A 17768-nucleotide genomic window follows, 5' to 3' on the forward strand; every position below is an offset into this window, starting at 1 on the left:
CGTCTACCTCAGGGTGCGATGACGAGGCGGGTGATGAGGTCGTCCTCGAGGGTGAAGGTGAACTGGAGGTCGACGGTGCCGCCGGGGAAGTCCCCCTCGAGGTGATTCACGGCGACGTAGGTGTTTGCGTCGATCTGCCGGCTGTCGATGAGTTCGGTTGTGTAGGTGTACTCACTTGCGGCTCGTCTCAGCCAGTCCCCGATCTCGTCGCGGCCGCGATACGTCTTGCCGTCGTCGGTGACGACTGCATCGTCGGCGTACAGATCCAAGGACGGGTCGGCCAGGTACTTGGTGATCGTTGTCGGCAACATGAGTTCCACGGTCGGGTCTCTCCCCGGGAGAGGGTCAAGAAGTTGACTCTCTCCCGGGGAGAGGGTGCACAGTGGCGGGATGCAGGGCGGGCTGACGATCGGCGAGTTCGCGCAGCTCACCCATCTGAGCGTGCGCACCCTTCGTCGTTATCACGAGAGCGGGCTGCTCGAGCCGGCCGCGGTCGATCCAGTCAGCGGATACCGGTACTACACCACCGAGCAGATCCCGGCCGCCCAGGTGATCCACCGGCTGCGCGAGCTCGACGTACCGCTGGCCGAGGTCGGCAAGATCCTTGCGACCGATGATCCGGGGATCCGGGCGGACCTGATCGCCGGGCACCTCGACCGGCTCCAGGCGTCTCTGGACCGGACCCGTGCGGCAGTCAGCTCGCTGCAGCGGCTGCTCCGCCCCGACGCCGGTGACTTGCAGGTGTCGGTGCGCTCCGAGCCGGCCCGGCTCGTTGCCGCGATCACCGATGTGGTTGACGTCAGCAACGTTCTCGAGTGGTACGACGACGCGATGGCCGAACTCGACGCGGTCGTCGACGAAGGTCCACCGGGCGGGCGCTACGACAACGAGCTCTTCACAGCCGGCCGCGGCACGGTCCTCGTGTACCGCCCGGCCGCCGAACCACCGTCGTTCGGACGGGTGCGACCGGTCGAACTGCCCGCCATCGAGCTCGCGGCGACCGTCCACCACGGCACCCACGACGACATCGACGTCACCTACGGCCGGCTCGGTGCATGGGTCGTCGAACACGCGCTCGCCGTCGACGGTCCGGTCCAGGAGACGTACGTCGTCGGTCCGCGAGACAACCCCGATCCGTCCACGTGGCGCACCGAGATCGGCTGGCCGGTGTTCAGGGTTGGTGGGTAGTCCGTCGCCATTCGTGCGGTGTCATGCCGTGGGCTTTGCGGAAGCGGCGGGTGAAGTGGCCGGGGTCGAGGAAGCCCCAGTCGGCGGCGATCGAGGCGATGGGACGGTGGCGGTTCGCGGGGTCGGCGAGCTGGCGGGCGGCGCCTTTGAGGCGTTCGGCGATCAGCCACTGCTCGAGGCTCAGGTGCTGCTCGGCGAAGAGCTTGTAGAGGTAGCGAACGGAGATGTTGTGCTCGGCCGCGATCCGGGCCGGGGTGAGATCCGGATCGGCGAGGTGACGGCGTGCGTACCAGGTGATGCGGGTGAACAGAACGTTCGCGGGAGGCTGCTGCACCTCGTCGTTCGCGGCAGAGGTGAGCAGTGCACGGACGAGCTGCGTGGTCGCCGTACCGACCATGTCCGCCGACTCGGTGCCTTGGAGTGAGTCGATGATGCCGGGCAGGACGGTGAGGTGGTGCAGCATGAGCTCGTACAGCGGGCTGCTGGGCAGCCGCCGCGCGGCAGCCCGGATCGTCTCCACACTCAGCCCGAGGTCGTCGTAGTCGATCTGGAACGCCTGTGACGCGCCGCGACCACTCCACGTGAAGTCGTACGGCGCGGTCAGATCGACCAGCATCATCTCGCCGGTGCGGACCCGCTGATCCGCGCCGCCCTGGCTGAACACCCCGGACCCAACCACCTGCACGGCGAGTGCAAGCCGCTCCGGACCGCCGATCCGCACGTGCTTCGGCGTACGGACCAGACGGATCCCCGAACCCTCGTTGCGGAACAGGTCCGGCGTACCGAGCTGCCAGAAATCCATCCGCGCGTGCACGTCACCGGTCGGATCCTCGTGCTCGACCCGCGACGGCACACTCGCCGACATCATCGCGGCGTAGAACGCCTCCGCCCGGTCCTGTTTCGGCAGTACGGCGGTATCGAGCAGCACGGCCATCCCCAACCCCCTCGCCCCCACGGATCTGTGCACTCAGGGACCAGATCCGTGCACGCACATCCTACGAATCCCGCCGTACCTAGAGCTACGTTTCCGGCAAACCTGCCGGACGGAAGGACTCGCGATCATGGCTGCTGACACCATCGTGCTGGTTCACGGTTTCTGGGTGACTCCGCGGAGCTGGGAGCACTGGATCACCCACTACGAGGCGCGCGGCTTCAGGGTGCTCGCGCCCGCCTATCCCGGGTTCGAGGTCGAGGTGGAGTCGCTCAACGCCGACCCGACACCGGTGCTGAAGGTGACAGTGCCGGCCATCATCGACCATCTGGAGTCGGTCATCCGTGAGCTCGACGCGCCGCCGATCATCATCGGGCACTCGGCCGGCGGGGCGTTCACCCAGATCCTGCTCGACCACGGTTTCGGCGCGGCCGGAGTGGCGATGAACTCCGCCCCGACCGAGGGTGTGCGCGTCGTACCGGTATCTCAGGTCAAGTCGACGTTCCCGGTGCTGAAGAGCCCAGCGAACCGGCACAAGGCGATCCCGCTGACCTTCGAGCAGTGGAACTACGCCTTCACGAACACGTTCGCCGAGGACGAGGCTCGCGCACTGTACGAGCGGTACGCGATCCCGGCGAACGGCGGCATCCTGTGGGGCAGCGTGCTGGCGAACTTCCAGCCCGGTCACCAGGACACCTGGGTCGACTACCACAACGACTCGCGCGCACCGCTGCTGTTCGTGTCCGGCTCCGAGGACCACATCATGCCGCCGGAAGTGCAGCGCTCGAACGCCAAGCATTACAAGTCCAACACGGTCACCGAGATCCGTGAGTACGACGGCTACGCGCACCTGCTGCCCGCACAGGAAGGGTGGGAGCGGATCGCCGACGAGGTGCTGGACTGGGCGCTGGCGCACTCGTGAGCGTCGCCCGGATCACCCACATCGGCGGGCCGACGACGCTGATCGAGGTCGACGGGTGGCGGCTGCTCACCGATCCGACCTTCGACCCGCCCGGTCGCCGGTACACCTTCGGTTGGGGTTCGTCCTCGGTCAAGCTGGTCGGGCCGGCGATCGGTGTCGACGAGTTGCCGGCGATCGACGCCGTACTGCTGACGCACGATCAGCATGCCGACAACCTCGACGACCTGGGGCGTTCGCTGTTGCCGCGGGCGGGTGCTGTGGTGACGACGGTCGCTGGTGCTGCGCGGCTCGGTGGTGGGGCCGTCGGATTGGCGCCCTGGTCTGTTCATACGTTGAGCCGGCCGGGGCGACCGCCGTTGTCGATCACGGCGACACCTTGCCGGCACGGGCCGCCGCTGAGTCGTCGGATCACGGGTGACGTGATCGGGTTCGCGGTGGAGTGGCCGGAGCAGGAGCATGGGGCGTTGTGGGTGTCGGGGGACAGCGTTCTGTACGACGGGATGCGGCAGGTCGGTGGTCGATTCGATGTGGGGACGGTGCTGCTGCATCTTGGCGCAGTGCGGTTCGGTGTGACCGGGCCGCTGCGCTACTCGATGACTGGGCGGGATGGGGTTGAGCTGTGCTCGCTGTTGCGACCGCAGACGGTGATCCCGGTGCATTACGAGGGGTGGAGTCACTTCTCGCAGGGGCGGTCCGGTGTTGCGGGGGCGTTTGCTGCGGGCGGTCTGGATGCGCGGTGGCTGGAGCTCGGCGTACCGGGAGTGGTGTCGGTTTAGGCTGCCGTGCATGGGTGATCGGCTGGAGGGTGGGTTCGACGGCGGGGCGTCGTTGGTGGGTGGCGTCGTACGTCGTACTGCTGGTGCGTGGACCTCGTCGGTCCATGCGCTGCTGGCTCATCTGGAAGCGGTTGGGTTCGACGGGGCGCCCCGGCCGTTGGGTGTGGATGCCGACGGGCGGGAGATGGTCAGCTTCCTGCCTGGGCTGACTGTCGGGAACGCCCGGCCGTGGCCCGCGTGGACGCACAGCGAGTCGGCTCTGGTGGATGTGGCGCGGTGGCTGCGTCGCTACCACATGGCGGTCGCCGACTTCGTCCCGCCGGCGGACGCTCCGTGGCGCGAGGGGGAGAGCTGGCAACCGGGCATGATCATCGCGCACAACGACGCAGCGCCGTACAACGCTGTCTGGAACACCGGCGGGCTGGTCGGCTTCGTGGACTGGGACATGGCGGGGCCCGTGCGGATTGAGCTGGACGTCGCCTGGGTCGCGTTCTCGTGGACTCCGCTCCACGCGCCGCACGTGGTGGCCGCCGAAGGGTTCACCGATCTCGCGTCGCGACTGCCTCGGCTCGAACTCTTCCTCGGCGAGTACGGCTGGCAACGCACCACGTCGGACATCCTCGACCTCATCGCTCAGCGCCTGACACTGCAGCTACAGCTGATGACCCAGGCCGCGGGGTCCGGCGACCCGACGTACCAACGGATGCTGACGGCCGGCCGCCACCTAGACCTGCAAGGCGCCCTCGACTCGTTGCCCCTAGCTTGATTGACGTACGCCGTCTTCTCGCCCGGGTCGAACCCGCAGGCCCGGTAGAACCCGTGCGTGTCGCTGAGGCAGTCTCATGCGACAGGTTCGTGGAAGCGGTCTGGTGGGACTACGGCGATGGGGACTACCTCGACGAGGAGTTCGGGGATCACTAGGCCGGGAACCTGGATGAGGATGCTGGCCGGGGCAGTGGCGGCGGGAAAGTACTCGGCGCGGACCTGCTGGATGGCGGGAAGGTCGGCGCGGTCGAGGAAGTAGATCGTCATGCTCACGATGTCGGACAGGTCGCCGCCGACCTCCGCGAGAATCGCCCGCACGTTCTCGAAGCTCTTGCGAAGTTGGGCTGCGGCGTCGCCAACTCCGACCACCACACTGTCCGAGTCCCACGCCACCTGACCGGTCACGTGCACAACGCGACCCTCCGGCTGGATCACCCCTTGGTTGAACGCCCGCCCGCCAGGCCCCCAAACACCCTCAGGATTAAAGTGTCTGACCATCCAGTGAGCCTAGCCAAGACACGAGACGGCTCGGGGGCGCGTCGCGCAGTATCTGGAAGTGGTCGGAGGCTATGGGGAGCCGACGAGGAGGCAGAAGGGGTGGCCGGACGGGTCGGCTAGGACGTAGAGGGGCTCGTCGGGGTCGGTGGTGCGGTCTAGGAGCAGTTCGGCGCCTAGGGCTTCTGCGCGTTGCTTGTGGCGGTGTAGTTCTTCGATGGACGGTACGGCGTAGTCGATGTGCAACTGCATCGGTACGTCGTGGGACGGCCACGTCGATCGCGGTAGGACGTCGACCTGTTGGAACGCCAACTGGCGATTCCCGTCAGCGTCGACCAGCACCAGCCAGCCGGCCTCGTCGACGGACCCGTCGGCCGGCGGCTCATCGCCGGGCCGGTACCGCCACCCGAACATCTCCCGATAGAACTCAGCCAATCCCCGCGCGTCCGTCGTATCCAGCGCGGTGTGCATCTTCTGCGGATAGCCCGGCACGATCCTCTCCTCATCGATCGGAGACCACCAGCCCATCACACGACGCCGACAAAAATCCCCGACCCACCCGAGATTCCGTCGCTCGCCGCCGAGCCGAATGCTAGGCGGCAGATCGCCGGGCGTGGTGGAACATCGCGGCGATGGCTGCCAACTGCCCGAGAACCGCGACCACGATGAGCGCGGACGGCTCTTCGAAGAGGCGGACGATCGAGAGGGTCGGGCAGAGGATCCAGAGGTAGGCGACGAAGAAGTACAGCCTGCGGCCGAGCGTGCCGTCGCGGGTGAGGCGGAGGCCGGCTCGGTGCGGCTCCATCAGCCGGAAGATGGCGACCGAGGCCGCCATCGCGATGGCGGCTGTGACGCTGGCGGGCCCGATCTGCAGGAGCGGGTTGCGCTCACCTCCGCGCGAGAAGCCGAGCAGGCCCGGCGCGGCGAACGCGAGCAGGATCGCGACAACAACTGCCGTGTCACCGAGCGTCCAGTCGGACTGTGGGGCTCGCTTGGCAGGACGGCTCGACATGCGCGTCACCGTAGCAGCGGGCGAAATGCGGTCGTGCGATGTGGGTGGGTCCGGCAGTATCGGGGTGTGGATGGTCGGGGGTTGGCTCGCGCGTACTACGACGACGTGGTCGGACCGTTGCTCGCGGCAAAGTGGCCGGGGCTCCCGCACGCGGCCGGCCGGCTCGGCAGTGGGTCCGACGTACTCGGGCTCGACGATGCGACCTCGCGGGACCACGACTGGGGTCTGCGGCTGACGCTGCTCGTCGACGAGACCAGTCGCGACGAGGTGGATACGTACCTTGCCGCGGAGTTGCCCGACACGTACGCCGGTCTGCCGACACGCTTCCCGTTCACCGGTCAGACCGAGAGCACGCATCACGTCGAGGTCGCCTCGGTCCGAGGATTCGTCGCCGGGCGGCTCGGGTTCGATCCGCGGGATGGATTGTCGACAATCGACTGGTTGACAATGACCGGTCAGGCGGTGCTCGAGGTCGTCGGCGGGCCGGTGTTCGTGGACCAGGCCGGGGACATCTCCGCGGTTCGCGATCGGCTGCAGTGGTACCCGGACGATGTCTGGCGGTATGTCCTGGCCTGCGACTGGATCCGGCTGGGGGAGGAGATGCCGTTGATGAGCCGGGCGGGTGATCTCGGCGACGACCTCGGTTCGCGGGTGATCGCGGCGCGGTTGGTCGACGTCGCGGTGCACCTCGCGTTCATGATCGAGCGGCGTTGGCCGCCGTACCCGAAATGGCGCGGGACGCTGTTCGCGCAACTGCCCTGCGCGCGCGAGGTGGGCGACGCGCTGCGGAAGACTTTGAAGGCCGACCATTGGCGCTACCGGCAGCAACAGCTGGCGAGGGCGCTGGAGCACCTGCTGAATCGGCAGCGTGCGGTCGGACTCCCGGCAGCGCACCCAGCGACGGTGGACTTCTGGGATCGTCCCTACCTGAACGCGAACGACGCGATCATCACCGCACTCCTGGCCGACGCACCTGCACTCCCCAGAGGCCGCGGCACCATCGAGCAACGCACAGACAACGTCGCCGTACTCGTAGACCCCGCAGCCCGCCGAGCCACCATCACTCAGCCAACCGACGTGTCGCGGAAGGCCCGGCGGTAGCTGTCGGGCGGGACTGCGACGACCCGCTTGAACTGACGGCGCAGTGTGGTCGCCGTACCCATGCCCGTCGCGACAGCGATCGACTCGACGCTCTGATCGGTCGTCTCCAACAGCTCCTGAGCGCGGCGAACCCGCTGCACCAGCAACCACTGCAGCGGCGACTGCCCAGTCACCGACCGGAACTGCCGGCCAAGGTGTCGAGGACTCGTATTCGCCCGCCGGGCCATGTCGGTCACCGTCAACGGCTGATCCATCCGCTCGAGCACCCACGAGAGCAGATGAGCAAGCCGGTGGTCGCCGTTCACCTCCAGCGGCGTCGCCACGAACTGCGCCTGGCCGCCAGACCGATGCGGCGGTACGACGAGACGCCTGGCAGCACTGTTGGCGATCGAGGCACCGTGATCGAGGTGGATCAGGTGGAGGCTGAGATCCACCGCGGCCGCCTTGCCGGCGGAGGTGAGCACGCTGCCGTTGTCCGTGTAGAGCACATCCGGATCGACCTCAGCCAGCGGATACCGCGCACTCAACTCCGCCGTGTGCGCCCAGTGCGTGGTCGCGCGCCGACCGTCGAGCAGGCCCGCGGCGCCGAGTACGAACGCTCCCGTGCAGAGCGAAGCCACGCGCGCGCCTGCCTCATGGGCCGCTCGTAGGGCGTCGAGGAGCTCGGGTGGCGGCGGTTCGTCGAAATCGGCGCACGCCGGCACGATCACGGTGTCGGCGCTGACCAGACGCTCCAGTCCATCGTCGGGTTCGACCGCGAACGGCCCGACCTGGACCGGTCCGGGTCCGCAGAGCAGTACGTCGTACCAGGTCGAGGCCTCGCGCGGCGGATTGCGGAAGATCTCGTAGGCCACGCCGAGCTCGAAATGAAGGAGCTGACCGGCGGTCGCCAGTGCCACAGTGTGCATGTCCGAAAGTGTACGCATGGTGTCGTTCCGGACTCTCACGCTCCCGTCCCTCGTACGGCGAGACTCGTTGCACCAACGAGTGGAGGAACACGAAATGTCTGCAGTTGTGGTCTATGGAGCGACCGGGCACACCGGCCGCTTCGTCGTCGCCGAGCTCGCCAAGCACGGCTTCACCCCGATCCCCGCCGGACGCCGGGTCGACGGACTCGGCGGACGTCAGGCGACCGTGGACGACCCCGACTCCCTGGATCGCGCCCTCGACGGCGCGGACGCGGTCATCAACGCTGCCGGACCCTTCGCGACCACGGCCGGCCCGGTGATCGAGGCCGCCCTGCGCGCCGGAATTCCGTACGTCGACGTCGCTGCGGAAATCGAAGCGAACGCGTCGACGTTCGCCGACTACCCCGAGGCGAAGTCGCCGGTGGTGCCGGCGATGGCGTTCTACGGCGGACTGGGCGACCTGCTCGTGACCGCGGCGCTGGGGGAGTGGACCACCGCCGACGAGGTGCACGTCGCGTATGGCTTGAACAGTTGGCACCCCACGCCGGGCACTCGGCTGGCCGGCCAGGTGTCGCACGACCGGCGCGCGGGGCAGCGGGTCCGCTTCAGGAACGGCGCGCTGGAGTACCACGGCGACCAGCCGTCGCAGCAGAAGTGGACGTTTCCGGAGGGCCCGCGTGAGGTGATCGCCGAGTTCTCCATGGCCGACATCGTCACGGTTCCCAGCCACATCGACGTACCCGACGTGCGCACCTACATGAGCATCGAGGCCGCGACCGACCTGGCGAACCCGGACACGCCGGCGCCCGATGCGCAGGGGGATTGCGACCAGACGTTCGTCGTCGACGTCATGGTCCGCGCCCACGGTGTCGAACGGCGGGCCGTCGCACGCGGTCGCGACATCTACGCGGTGACAGCTCCCTTGGCGGTCGAAGCGGTACGGCGATTGCTCAACGGACAGACCCGGACGACGGGGGTTGCGTCGGCGGGCGCGATGTTCGACGCCGCCGATTTCCTGCGGTCGCTGGCGCCGGAGGTGACAATCGAGCTGCCATGACGCCGTACCTGAGGGAAGATGTGAGCCCCCTGCAGCACGTTCCGCCCACGTCCAGCTGGAGGCCGCCCCTCATGAATCTCAACCGTCGCGACTTTCTCCGTGTGACCGGCGCGGCCGCGATCGCCGGATCAGCACTGACCGCCGCTCCCGCGTTCGCCGCGGAGATCGACTACACGGCCCGTACGACGTTCGACGACTGGGACCGGCTGTTCCAGCAGGGCGGGCCGGGTCAGCCGGACCAGCCGAACGACAACACCAACGCCGACGGCCGTTCCGGCATGCTCGCCTGGAGTCAGTCGTACGTGCTGCTCGGGCTGGTCCGGATGTACGAGACATACCGCGACACGTACTACCTGGACCGCCTGATCGACAACGTCGACCAGGTCCTCGCGGTCCGCGACAGCGTGCGTGGCGTCACCGACTATCGCGGGCTGTCGCTGCCGGCGTGGCGTGCCGATCACCCGTACACCACCGGGTACACGACACTTGCCGATAGCAACGGTCGCGCGGTGCTCGAGCTGCGGCAGGCGTTGCCGTACGCCGAGGACACGACGGTGACTGTCACGGCCGGATCCACGTCGGACGCGTTCACGGTGCGGTTGGTGAACACCCAGGTCAATCGGACCGTGACACTCACCGATCTGACGATGGACCCGGCCAGCCCGAACTATGCAGTGAGCCGGATCTACACGGCCGCGCCGGGACCGTTGCAGTTGACTGCCCGCGATGTCTCGGATGGTGCAGCGCTGGTCCCGGTGGCGGGTGAGTTCCCGATGGTGACCAAGCCGGTGATCTTCGCCGTACACACGGGAATGATCACGTATCCGATCGCGAGCTTCGTCCGGCTCGTGTGTGGTTCGCCGGTTCTCCAGCGGCGGTATCGGGCGAAGGCGGCCGAATACCTGACAGCGTGCCGCGAGGCGGTCGCCGTACATGACTGGGAGTATCGCGAGACGCCGGCGGGCGGGGGGTATCTGATCTGGCCGAAGGAACAGCCGCTCGCGTACGACGGGTGCGAGCAGCCGATCAACCAACCACTCGGACTCGGTCAGACCCTGGTCGAACTCGCGTTGGCGACTGGCGATCGCGGGTATCGGCGGAAAGTTGCTGCTCTCGCGAAGATGTTCGCCGGGCAGTTGGCGGTGGATGCGGGTGACGCGTATCAGTGGCGCTACTGGCCGATGGGTGGGCGGGTTTACGAGGGCTTCGCGAAGACCGGTTCGTCGGAGACGGACGTTTCGATCTTCACTCCGGCCGGTGGGCCGGCCAAGCAGTTCGAGGACATCAGCCACGGTGCGATCGACGTCGAGTTCGCGGTCCGGGCGTTCCGGGCGCGGCTCGGATTCACCGGCGTGGACATGGCCCGGATCGCCAGGACCTACACGCAGAACGTCGCAACCACCGACGCCGGTGGATTGCCGGCAATCCACACGACAGTCGCGGGTACGGCGATCGGCGCCGCGTCGGTCGCGCACCAGGCACCCCGATGGATGCAGGCCGCCCCGTGGGATCCCGCCGTACACCAGCACTGCCTGGCGCTCTACAACCGCTACCAGCCCACCCCCGAACGAGACGGCCAACAAGCCATCGGCTTCGGCTGGCTCCTAGCCAACGTCGCCTACCTCAACTGGGGCGCGAAGTAGCTCCGCGCTTGGTTCCGTATCGTCGGCCTACCTGGTTGTAGCCTCGGGTGGGTGGCTGACTTTGTCATGCGGCGGTGGGATCTGACACCTCATCCGCATCCTCAGGCTCCGTTGCATGTTCATGATCGCGGCGACGAGGGGTTCGTCGTACTGACTGGCGAACTCGACGTCACGCTTGGCCCGGAGGTACGGCGTCTTGGAGTCGGGGACTTCGTCGTCGTACCTGCTGGAACTCCACACACGTTCGCAACGGTTGGCGAGCTGCCGACGTCGGTGCTGGTGACGATGACTCCCAATATCGACGCCCTGGTCCGCGAGCTGCACGAGGTCCCCGAGGAAGACCGCCCACTGGTCTGGGCCCGCCACCATTCGCGCATGCTCTGATCGGCAACTTAGGTGTCCTGGAGTTCGGCTGCCTGGGCTGTACGCCGACCGTCTCGACGACTGAGGACGCGAACAACTCCAGGTCGGCACGAGGAGCCGCGGGGGGATCGTGCGTGGCCGGTCAGGTGTCGTCACGGTGTGTGATGGGTGGGCTCGAGGGGGACAGCGTGGCATGATCTTGGGGTGGCTGGGGTGAAGGATTTGCGGGATCTTGCGTTGTTGCGGCGTGTGAAGGACCGGATCGATCGGGAGTACGCGCAGCCGCTCGACGTCGAGGCGCTGGCTCGTGGGGTGAACATGTCGGCCGGGCACCTCAGCCGGCAGTTCAAGCTCGCGTACGGCGAGGCGCCGTACAGCTATCTGATGACGCGGCGGATCGAGCGCGCGATGGCGTTGCTGCGGATCGGCGAACTGAGCGTGACCGAGATCTGTTTCGCGGTCGGCTGCTCGTCGCTGGGGACGTTCAGCACCCGGTTCACCGAGCTGGTCGGCGTACCGCCGAGTGTGTACCGCGAGCAGGAGGAGGCGCGCTCGACGGCGGGGATCCCGGCGTGCCTGGCCAAACAGGTCACCAGACCGATCAGGAATCGAGAAGCGCCGGCCGCGAGCGCGAACTAGCGTGAGCGTCATGGACATCAAAATTCAGCAGACCTACCTACCGCACAACGATCCTGACGCCGCCATCGCCTTCTACCGCGACGTCCTCGGCTTCGAGGTCCGGATGGACGTCGGGTACGAGGGGAAGCGCTGGATCACCGTCGGCCCGGTCGGCCAGGCCGTGTCGATCGTGCTCTATCCGCCGGACGCCACCCCGGGTCTCACCGAGGACGAGCTCCGCGCGGTCGTCGAGATGATGGCCAAGGGCACCTATGCCAGCATCAACCTCGGCACCCCCGACCTCGACGCCACGTTCGCGAAGATCGAGGCGACCAACGCCGAGGTGGTCCAAGAGCCGACCGACCAGCCGTACGGTGTCCGTGACTGTGCGTTCCGTGACCCCGCGGGCAACATGATCCGAATCGCACAGGCCGGCTGACAGCACGGTTTTCCCGAGCTGAGGCGCTGGTACGGCGCCTCAGCCCTGATCCGCTCGCTGCCCAGACAGATGGAGACGACGATGCCCACCAAGGCCACCAGGAAGACCGCGTCGCCGCACACCGCCGACAGCCACGACCTGATCCGGGTCCAGGGGGCGCGCGAGAACAATCTCAAGGACATCAGCATCGAGATCCCGAAGCGCCGGCTGACGGTGTTCACCGGGGTGTCCGGCTCGGGCAAGAGCTCGCTGGTGTTCGGCACGATCGCCGCGGAGTCGCAGCGGATGATCAACGAGACCTACAGCGCGTTCCTGCAGGGCTTCATGCCGAACCTGAACCGGCCCGAGGTCGACATGCTGGAAGGCCTGACCACGGCCATCATCGTGGACCAGGAGCGGATGGGCGCGAACCCCCGCTCGACCGTGGGCACCGCGACCGACGCCAGCGCGATGCTGCGGATCCTGTTCAGCCGGCTCGCGAAGCCACACATCGGCCCGCCGACCGCCTACTCGTTCAACGTTCCGAAGCGTACGGCGACCGGCTCGATGGTCGCTGACAAGGGCCACGGCGAGAAGACCGTCGTACGCAACGCCGTCTACCACGGCGGCATGTGCCCACGGTGTGAGGGCATGGGCGCGGTCACCGACTTCGACCTGACCGCCCTGTACGACGACAGCAAGTCGCTGAACGAGGGCGCGCTGACGATCCCCGGGTACAGCATGGAGGGCTGGTACGGCCGGATCTTCCGCGGCTGCGGCTACTTCAACCCGGACAAGCCGATCAAGAAGTACACCAAGAAGGAACTGCACGACCTGCTCTACCGGGAGCCGACCAAGATCAAGGTCGAAGGCATCAACCTGACCTATGCGGGCCTGATCCCGCAGATCCAGAAGTCGTTCCTGTCCAAGGACGTCGAGGCGATGCAGCCGCACATCCGGGCGTTCGTGGAGCGGGCGATCACGTTCCAGACCTGCCCGGACTGTGACGGCACGCGGCTCAGCAAGGAAGCGCTGTCGTCGAAGATCAAGGGCAAGAACATCGCCGACCTGTCCAAGCTGCAGATCAGCGACCTGGCCGACTGGATCCGCGACCTCGACGAGCCGTCGGTGGCCCCGCTGCTCCGCGGGCTGCAGCACCTGCTCGACTCGTTCGCGGAAATCGGCCTCGGCTATCTGTCCCTCGACCGGCCGGCCGGCACGCTGTCCGGGGGAGAGGCACAGCGGACCAAGATGATCCGTCATCTGGGCTCGTCGCTGACCGATGTCACGTACGTCTTCGACGAGCCGACGATCGGTCTGCACCCGCACGACATCCAGCGGATGAACAACCTGCTGCTGCAGCTGCGCGACAAGGGCAACACCGTGCTCGTGGTCGAGCACAAGCCGGAGACGATCGCGATCGCCGACCACGTCGTCGACCTCGGTCCGGGCGCCGGCTCGGCCGGCGGCACCGTCTGCTTCGAGGGAACCGTCGAAGGGCTGCGCAAGACCGACACCACCACCGGCCGCCACCTCGACGACCGCGCGAAGCTCAAGGAGTCGGTGCGCTCGGCCTCCGGTGCGCTCGATGTCCGTGGCGCGTCGACGAACAACCTGCAGAACGTGAGTGTCGACATTCCGCTCGGCATGCTCTGCGTGATCACCGGCGTCGCCGGCTCCGGCAAGAGCTCGCTCATCCACGGCTCGGTCGCCGACCGCGAAGGCGTCGTGGTGATCGACCAGGCCGCGATCCGTGGTTCGCGCCGGAGCAACCCGGCGACGTACACCGGACTCCTCGACCCGATCCGCAAGGCGTTCGCCAAGGCCAACGGGGTGAAGCCGGCCCTGTTCAGCTCCAACTCCGAAGGTGCCTGCCCGACCTGCAACGGCGCCGGCATCATCTACACCGACCTGGGTGTGATGGCGACCGTCGAGTCGACCTGTGAGGAGTGCGAAGGCAAGCGGTTCCAGGCATCGGTGCTCGAGTACACGCTGGGCGGCCGGAACATCGCCGAAGTACTCGCGATGTCCGTGAACGAGGCCGAGGAGTTCTTCGAGGACGGCGAGGCCCGTACGCCGGCCGCGCACAAGATCCTGGACCGGATGGCTGACGTCGGACTCGGATACCTCACCCTCGGCCAGCCCCTGACCACGCTGTCCGGTGGTGAGCGGCAGCGGCTGAAGCTGGCCACCCAGATGGCCGAGAAGGGTGACATCTACATCCTCGACGAGCCGACCACCGGTCTCCACCTCGCCGACGTCGAGCAACTGCTCGGCCTGCTCGACCGCCTGGTCGACTCGGGCAAGTCGGTCATCGTGATCGAGCACCACCAGGCCGTGATGGCGCATGCCGACTGGATCATCGACCTCGGCCCGGGCGCCGGTCACGAAGGCGGCCGCGTCGTCTTCGAAGGCACCCCGTCCGATCTGGTCGCCGCCAAGTCCACTCTGACCGGCGAACACTTGGCGTCGTACGTCGCCTGATTCTGAGCCTGAATTGCGAGGTTGCCCCTGACGCAGGGTCAACCTCGCAGCATGGTCGGCATGACCAATGCGATAGAAGTCACCGGACTTCGCAAGTCGTACGGCGAGCACGAGGTGATCGCCGGCTCAGCCCGCCACCTGATCAACCTCCTCAACCACCGAGGCTGGACCGGCTGGACCAAACTAAAACGCGTGCCACCAGCACCCGCTCGCCGCTGAAGTGGATCGGGCGCCTACTCGCCGACGAGTGGGTCGATGGGGGCGGTCCAGCGGAAGTAGACGGGGTCGTTGAAGGTGCCGGGGACCTTGCCGAGGCCTTGGATGACTGTGGCGGTGCCGTTGGCGTGACCTACGGCGTACAGGTAGGCCGACTGGGTGTCCTTGTCGATGCCGAGCAGCAGGGTGCCTTGGAGACCGCACTTCTGCGCGATCAGAGACTCGAAGCCCTGCCAGGTCCGGGTACGCACCGGCTTGACGACTGGTTTCATCGGCGACGTCGTCGGGATGTGAATCGTGTAGAGCGCGCCGCCCCGGGTGTTCGCCAGGAAGGTGTCATAGGTCGGCGTCTTGCTGATCAAGGCCATCGACTTCACCGGCGCGAAGCCTGGGTACGAGCCGGTACTGCGCCAACCCGCGCTGCTGATGGTCCACCTGAACAGCACCCCGTCGCCGCGCAGCCCGTAGGCCGTCGTCCTCGCCGCGAAGTTTCCCGCGAAGTCGACGTAGCGGGACTCCTCGAACGCGACGAAGGCACCCCAGCCGCCTCCGATTCGATCCAGACGGACTGAATCCGGATCGAGCTCGCGGCCCAAGACCAGCGTGTAGGCGCTGCGGGCCAGGGTTGCGCCGATGACCACATGGCCGGAGACATCAACTCCGCCCGGGTCTGGTGAGGCGAGCATCGAACCACTGAGCCGTACCTGGGCGTGGTACAGATCGGGCGCCACCACATGATCGTCCGATCGAGTCGGAGGCGAGGTAGCGGTGACGCGCTGCGACCGGTGATCACCTCCGGCCGTAACCGACCCCAAAGCCATCGAGCACTTGCCCGCGCCCGCACTGCCGCCGGTTGTCGTCACCGCATCCGCGTCTCCAGCGACCAAGCCGGCGGTAAGGAGTGCAGCCGCGCCCAAGACAACCGAGCCCCGGCGAACGAACCTTCGCTGACCGTCCATCTCGCAACCTCCCGTGACCTAACCCCCCAGGTTGCAGGCGCAACGCCCACCAGCAGATCCTCACTTCCCTCGATGCCCCCAACCCACCCAAAGTTGCGCCCCTCAACCCACAAACCTCACCGAGGAAGACCAAGCTCGGCGACGGCGTACAGGTCCTCACCTACACACCGCAGAGCTGATTGACTTGTGGCAAGGTCAGGTCTGTGTCGTTCGACGTCTTCTTCCAGCGGTTCCTCGACGGCGAAGCCCAGCCCGGCGGCGGCGAGCTCATGCGGGCGGTTCTCGCGCCGTTCATCGTCCGCGAGGAACCTCAGCGCCGGTTCACCCTCGTCGAGTACGGCGACGGGTCAGCAAATGTCTACCTCGACGGCGACAGCATGATGGCCAACTGCGTCAGCGGGACGGATCCGTGGCACCTGCTGGTCCAAGGCGCCCTCGAGTCCGGCTGGGTGATCATGCCCGTCGGGTGCCCGACCTGCATCACCGACGAAGGCCAACGCCTCCACCTTCCCGAGGAACTCCGGGACGATGTGGCCGTCGTGACGAGCGGCGCGGACCTTCTCGCGGTGATTACGGCCGCCTGAGGCCTGGGGTGCTCAGGTCTTGAGCCAGCGTTGGACGGTGAAGGTGAGGGCTCGTCGTTCGGGGTGGTCGGATTTCCAGGTCGCTTTGGTCAGGGTGAGGAGGGCGACGTGGCCGCGGCCGGTGACGACGCAGAAGCGCTTGCCCTCTGCCGCCGCACACTGGCCTTCCAGAACCACTTCCTCCAGCTGTATCGGCAATACCAGCTCGCCGAACTCGCCTCGGGCGACGCAGACCGGCACCAACTCGCGACCCACCGCCTGACCCAGATCGTCTTCCCCGCCTCATGAAACCGCCGAGCCGGCGGACAGCAGCCGCTCGGCCAGCACGCGGCACCGATTCCTGAGCTCCGGAGGTTCGAGGACCTCGAACTTGTGCCCCAGCAGGAGCACGTGCATCAGCGCGAAGTCGAGGCTCGCAGCGCCACTGACCACCTCGCAGAGCTCGTCACCACGAGGACGTCCGACGGCCGCCGACGCCGGAACCTGCGCGCGCACAACCTCGGCCGACGCATGCACGAGGAACCGCGCCTGGTGCGGATAGACCCGACTTGCCACACTCTCCTGCACGAAGGTCGCCGCGTCCGGCGCCGCCCGCGGCCGGAAGCGCCAGGTCCGCGCAGACACCTCGGTCATCCGGTCGACGCGGAAGCTCCGCCAGTCGTCGCGATCGAGGTCGTAGGAGAGCAGGTACCAGCGCCGATCGGAGGCCACCAACCGATAAGGCTCGACGCGACGCCGCCGTACCTCGTCCCCGGATGGGTAATCGAAGTCGGCCTCGACCTCATCGCGACATGCCCTGACCAGCGTCATCAGTACGTCGGGATCGATCGGCGTACGGCCTCCGCCGAAGGACTCCACCGAGCCGGAGAGCGCGCGCACCAAGTGCCGCAGCCGAATCGGCAGCACCCGATCGAGCTTGGTCAGAGCCCGTACGGCGGCATCGCCGGCGCCGGCCACCGCACCACCCGCACCCGCGAGCAGCGAGACTGCGGTCGCGATCGCCTCCTCGTCGTCGAGCAGCAGCGGCGGTAGGTCCTGCCCTGCTCCGAGCTGGTAGCCGCCGCCGACACCTTGGCTGGCGTGAACCGGGTAGCCGAGTGCGCGCAGTCGCTCGACATCACGCCGTACGGTGCGCGGGGTGACGCCGAGCCGGTCGGCGAGTTCGGGGCCGGTCCACACCTGGCGCTGCTGGAGGAGTCCGAGCAGGGTGAGCACTCGCTCCGTCGTACCCCGCTCGTCCATATCGCCAAGCTTGCCAGAGATAGCGGACCGAATCTGTCCGCTAGGGGTGCCAGAGTGGTTCTCAACGGAAGAACACGAATGGAGTA

General features: G+C 67.3%; 22 protein-coding genes. 13 read left to right on the top strand and 9 right to left on the bottom strand.

The genetic code is table 11. The features are described from left to right. Nucleotides 1-8: 8 nt before the first annotated feature. Nucleotides 9-311: a nuclear transport factor 2 family protein gene (locus V9K99_RS25365; RefSeq protein WP_337004524.1), complete on the bottom strand. Its 303-nt coding sequence runs from the start codon at nt 309-311 to the stop codon at nt 9-11. A 79-nt stretch (nt 312-390) separates the two neighbouring features. Between V9K99_RS25365 and V9K99_RS25370 the strand changes: the two genes are divergently transcribed. Next, the gene (locus V9K99_RS25370) at nt 391-1188 is read left to right on the top strand and encodes a MerR family transcriptional regulator (RefSeq protein ID WP_337004526.1); all 798 of its coding nucleotides are present in this window, start codon (nt 391-393) and stop codon (nt 1186-1188) included. Here the strand turns inward: V9K99_RS25370 and V9K99_RS25375 are convergent. Continuing rightward, complete coding sequence (locus V9K99_RS25375; protein WP_337004528.1) at nt 1172-2122, bottom strand: helix-turn-helix domain-containing protein; 951 nt, start codon at nt 2120-2122, stop codon at nt 1172-1174. The two genes, V9K99_RS25370 and V9K99_RS25375, sit on opposite strands and share 17 nt — an antisense overlap. Nucleotides 2123-2249: 127 nt before the next feature. Between V9K99_RS25375 and V9K99_RS25380 the strand changes: the two genes are divergently transcribed. The 3 genes from V9K99_RS25380 to V9K99_RS25390 are packed head-to-tail and all read left to right on the top strand — an operon-like array spanning nt 2250 to nt 4583. Continuing rightward, on the top strand, nt 2250-3041 hold the full coding sequence (locus V9K99_RS25380) for an alpha/beta hydrolase (RefSeq protein ID WP_337004529.1): 792 nt from the start codon (nt 2250-2252) through the stop codon (nt 3039-3041). Next, the gene (locus V9K99_RS25385; protein WP_337004530.1) at nt 3038-3817 is read left to right on the top strand and encodes an MBL fold metallo-hydrolase; all 780 of its coding nucleotides are present in this window, start codon (nt 3038-3040) and stop codon (nt 3815-3817) included. The genes V9K99_RS25380 and V9K99_RS25385 overlap by 4 nt, the downstream gene beginning before the upstream one ends. Before the next feature lie 10 nt (nt 3818-3827). Further along, entirely contained in the window at nt 3828-4583 is a 756-nt protein-coding gene (locus tag V9K99_RS25390) for a phosphotransferase (protein ID WP_337004532.1), read from the top strand. 74 nt (nt 4584-4657) lie between these two features. On the opposite strand, the gene V9K99_RS25395 is transcribed toward V9K99_RS25390, so the two are convergent. From V9K99_RS25395 to V9K99_RS25405, 3 genes are all read right to left on the bottom strand, one after another. Continuing rightward, on the bottom strand, nt 4658-5080 hold the full coding sequence (locus tag V9K99_RS25395) for a RidA family protein (protein WP_337004534.1): 423 nt from the start codon (nt 5078-5080) through the stop codon (nt 4658-4660). Between the two features lie 69 nt (nt 5081-5149). Continuing rightward, a complete protein-coding gene (locus V9K99_RS25400) occupies nt 5150-5569 on the bottom strand; it encodes a VOC family protein (protein ID WP_337004536.1) in 420 nt (139 codons plus the stop codon). A gap of 100 nt (nt 5570-5669) precedes the next feature. After that, a complete protein-coding gene (locus V9K99_RS25405) occupies nt 5670-6089 on the bottom strand; it encodes a hypothetical protein (protein WP_337004538.1) in 420 nt (139 codons plus the stop codon). A gap of 66 nt (nt 6090-6155) precedes the next feature. Between V9K99_RS25405 and V9K99_RS25410 the strand changes: the two genes are divergently transcribed. Beyond that, nucleotides 6156-7190 (top strand): DUF4037 domain-containing protein, encoded by a 1035-nt coding sequence (locus tag V9K99_RS25410; protein ID WP_337004540.1) that lies wholly within the window; start codon nt 6156-6158, stop codon nt 7188-7190. On the opposite strand, the gene V9K99_RS25415 is transcribed toward V9K99_RS25410, so the two are convergent. After that, entirely contained in the window at nt 7154-8098 is a 945-nt protein-coding gene (locus tag V9K99_RS25415) for a helix-turn-helix domain-containing protein (RefSeq protein ID WP_337004542.1), read from the bottom strand. The two genes, V9K99_RS25410 and V9K99_RS25415, sit on opposite strands and share 37 nt — an antisense overlap. 94 nt (nt 8099-8192) lie before the next feature. Between V9K99_RS25415 and V9K99_RS25420 the strand changes: the two genes are divergently transcribed. The 7 genes from V9K99_RS25420 to V9K99_RS25450 all read left to right on the top strand — a co-directional run bounded on the left by V9K99_RS25420 (nt 8193) and on the right by V9K99_RS25450 (nt 14900). Continuing rightward, complete coding sequence (locus tag V9K99_RS25420) at nt 8193-9155, top strand: saccharopine dehydrogenase NADP-binding domain-containing protein (RefSeq protein WP_337004544.1); 963 nt, start codon at nt 8193-8195, stop codon at nt 9153-9155. Nucleotides 9156-9226: 71 nt separating this feature from the next. Further along, a complete protein-coding gene (locus V9K99_RS25425; protein WP_337004546.1) occupies nt 9227-10798 on the top strand; it encodes a hypothetical protein in 1572 nt (523 codons plus the stop codon). Nucleotides 10799-10849: 51 nt separating this feature from the next. Further along, a complete protein-coding gene (locus tag V9K99_RS25430; protein ID WP_337004548.1) occupies nt 10850-11182 on the top strand; it encodes a cupin domain-containing protein in 333 nt (110 codons plus the stop codon). A gap of 192 nt (nt 11183-11374) precedes the next feature. Then, a complete protein-coding gene (locus tag V9K99_RS25435) occupies nt 11375-11800 on the top strand; it encodes a helix-turn-helix transcriptional regulator (RefSeq protein ID WP_337004550.1) in 426 nt (141 codons plus the stop codon). A gap of 10 nt (nt 11801-11810) precedes the next feature. Then, the gene (locus tag V9K99_RS25440; protein WP_337004552.1) at nt 11811-12218 is read left to right on the top strand and encodes a VOC family protein; all 408 of its coding nucleotides are present in this window, start codon (nt 11811-11813) and stop codon (nt 12216-12218) included. Between the two features lie 81 nt (nt 12219-12299). After that, complete coding sequence (locus V9K99_RS25445) at nt 12300-14681, top strand: excinuclease ABC subunit UvrA (protein ID WP_337004554.1); 2382 nt, start codon at nt 12300-12302, stop codon at nt 14679-14681. A 60-nt stretch (nt 14682-14741) separates the two neighbouring features. After that, entirely contained in the window at nt 14742-14900 is a 159-nt protein-coding gene (locus tag V9K99_RS25450) for a hypothetical protein (protein ID WP_337004556.1), read from the top strand. A 14-nt stretch (nt 14901-14914) separates the two neighbouring features. On the opposite strand, the gene V9K99_RS25455 is transcribed toward V9K99_RS25450, so the two are convergent. Then, complete coding sequence (locus tag V9K99_RS25455; RefSeq protein ID WP_337004558.1) at nt 14915-15628, bottom strand: hypothetical protein; 714 nt, start codon at nt 15626-15628, stop codon at nt 14915-14917. Between the two features lie 431 nt (nt 15629-16059). Between V9K99_RS25455 and V9K99_RS25460 the strand changes: the two genes are divergently transcribed. Beyond that, nucleotides 16060-16440, top strand: a complete 381-nt coding sequence (locus V9K99_RS25460) for a hypothetical protein (protein ID WP_337004560.1) — start codon at nt 16060-16062, stop codon at nt 16438-16440. 12 nt (nt 16441-16452) lie between these two features. Here the strand turns inward: V9K99_RS25460 and V9K99_RS25465 are convergent, their stop codons facing one another. Continuing rightward, nucleotides 16453-16695 (bottom strand): hypothetical protein, encoded by a 243-nt coding sequence (locus tag V9K99_RS25465; RefSeq protein WP_337004562.1) that lies wholly within the window; start codon nt 16693-16695, stop codon nt 16453-16455. A 27-nt stretch (nt 16696-16722) separates the two neighbouring features. Further along, a complete protein-coding gene (locus V9K99_RS25470; RefSeq protein WP_337004564.1) occupies nt 16723-17682 on the bottom strand; it encodes a helix-turn-helix transcriptional regulator in 960 nt (319 codons plus the stop codon). Nucleotides 17683-17768: the final 86 nt, after the last annotated feature.

This window comes from Kribbella sp. CCNWLW201, from assembly GCF_037203805.1.
Taxonomy (GTDB): domain Bacteria; phylum Actinomycetota; class Actinomycetes; order Propionibacteriales; family Kribbellaceae; genus Kribbella.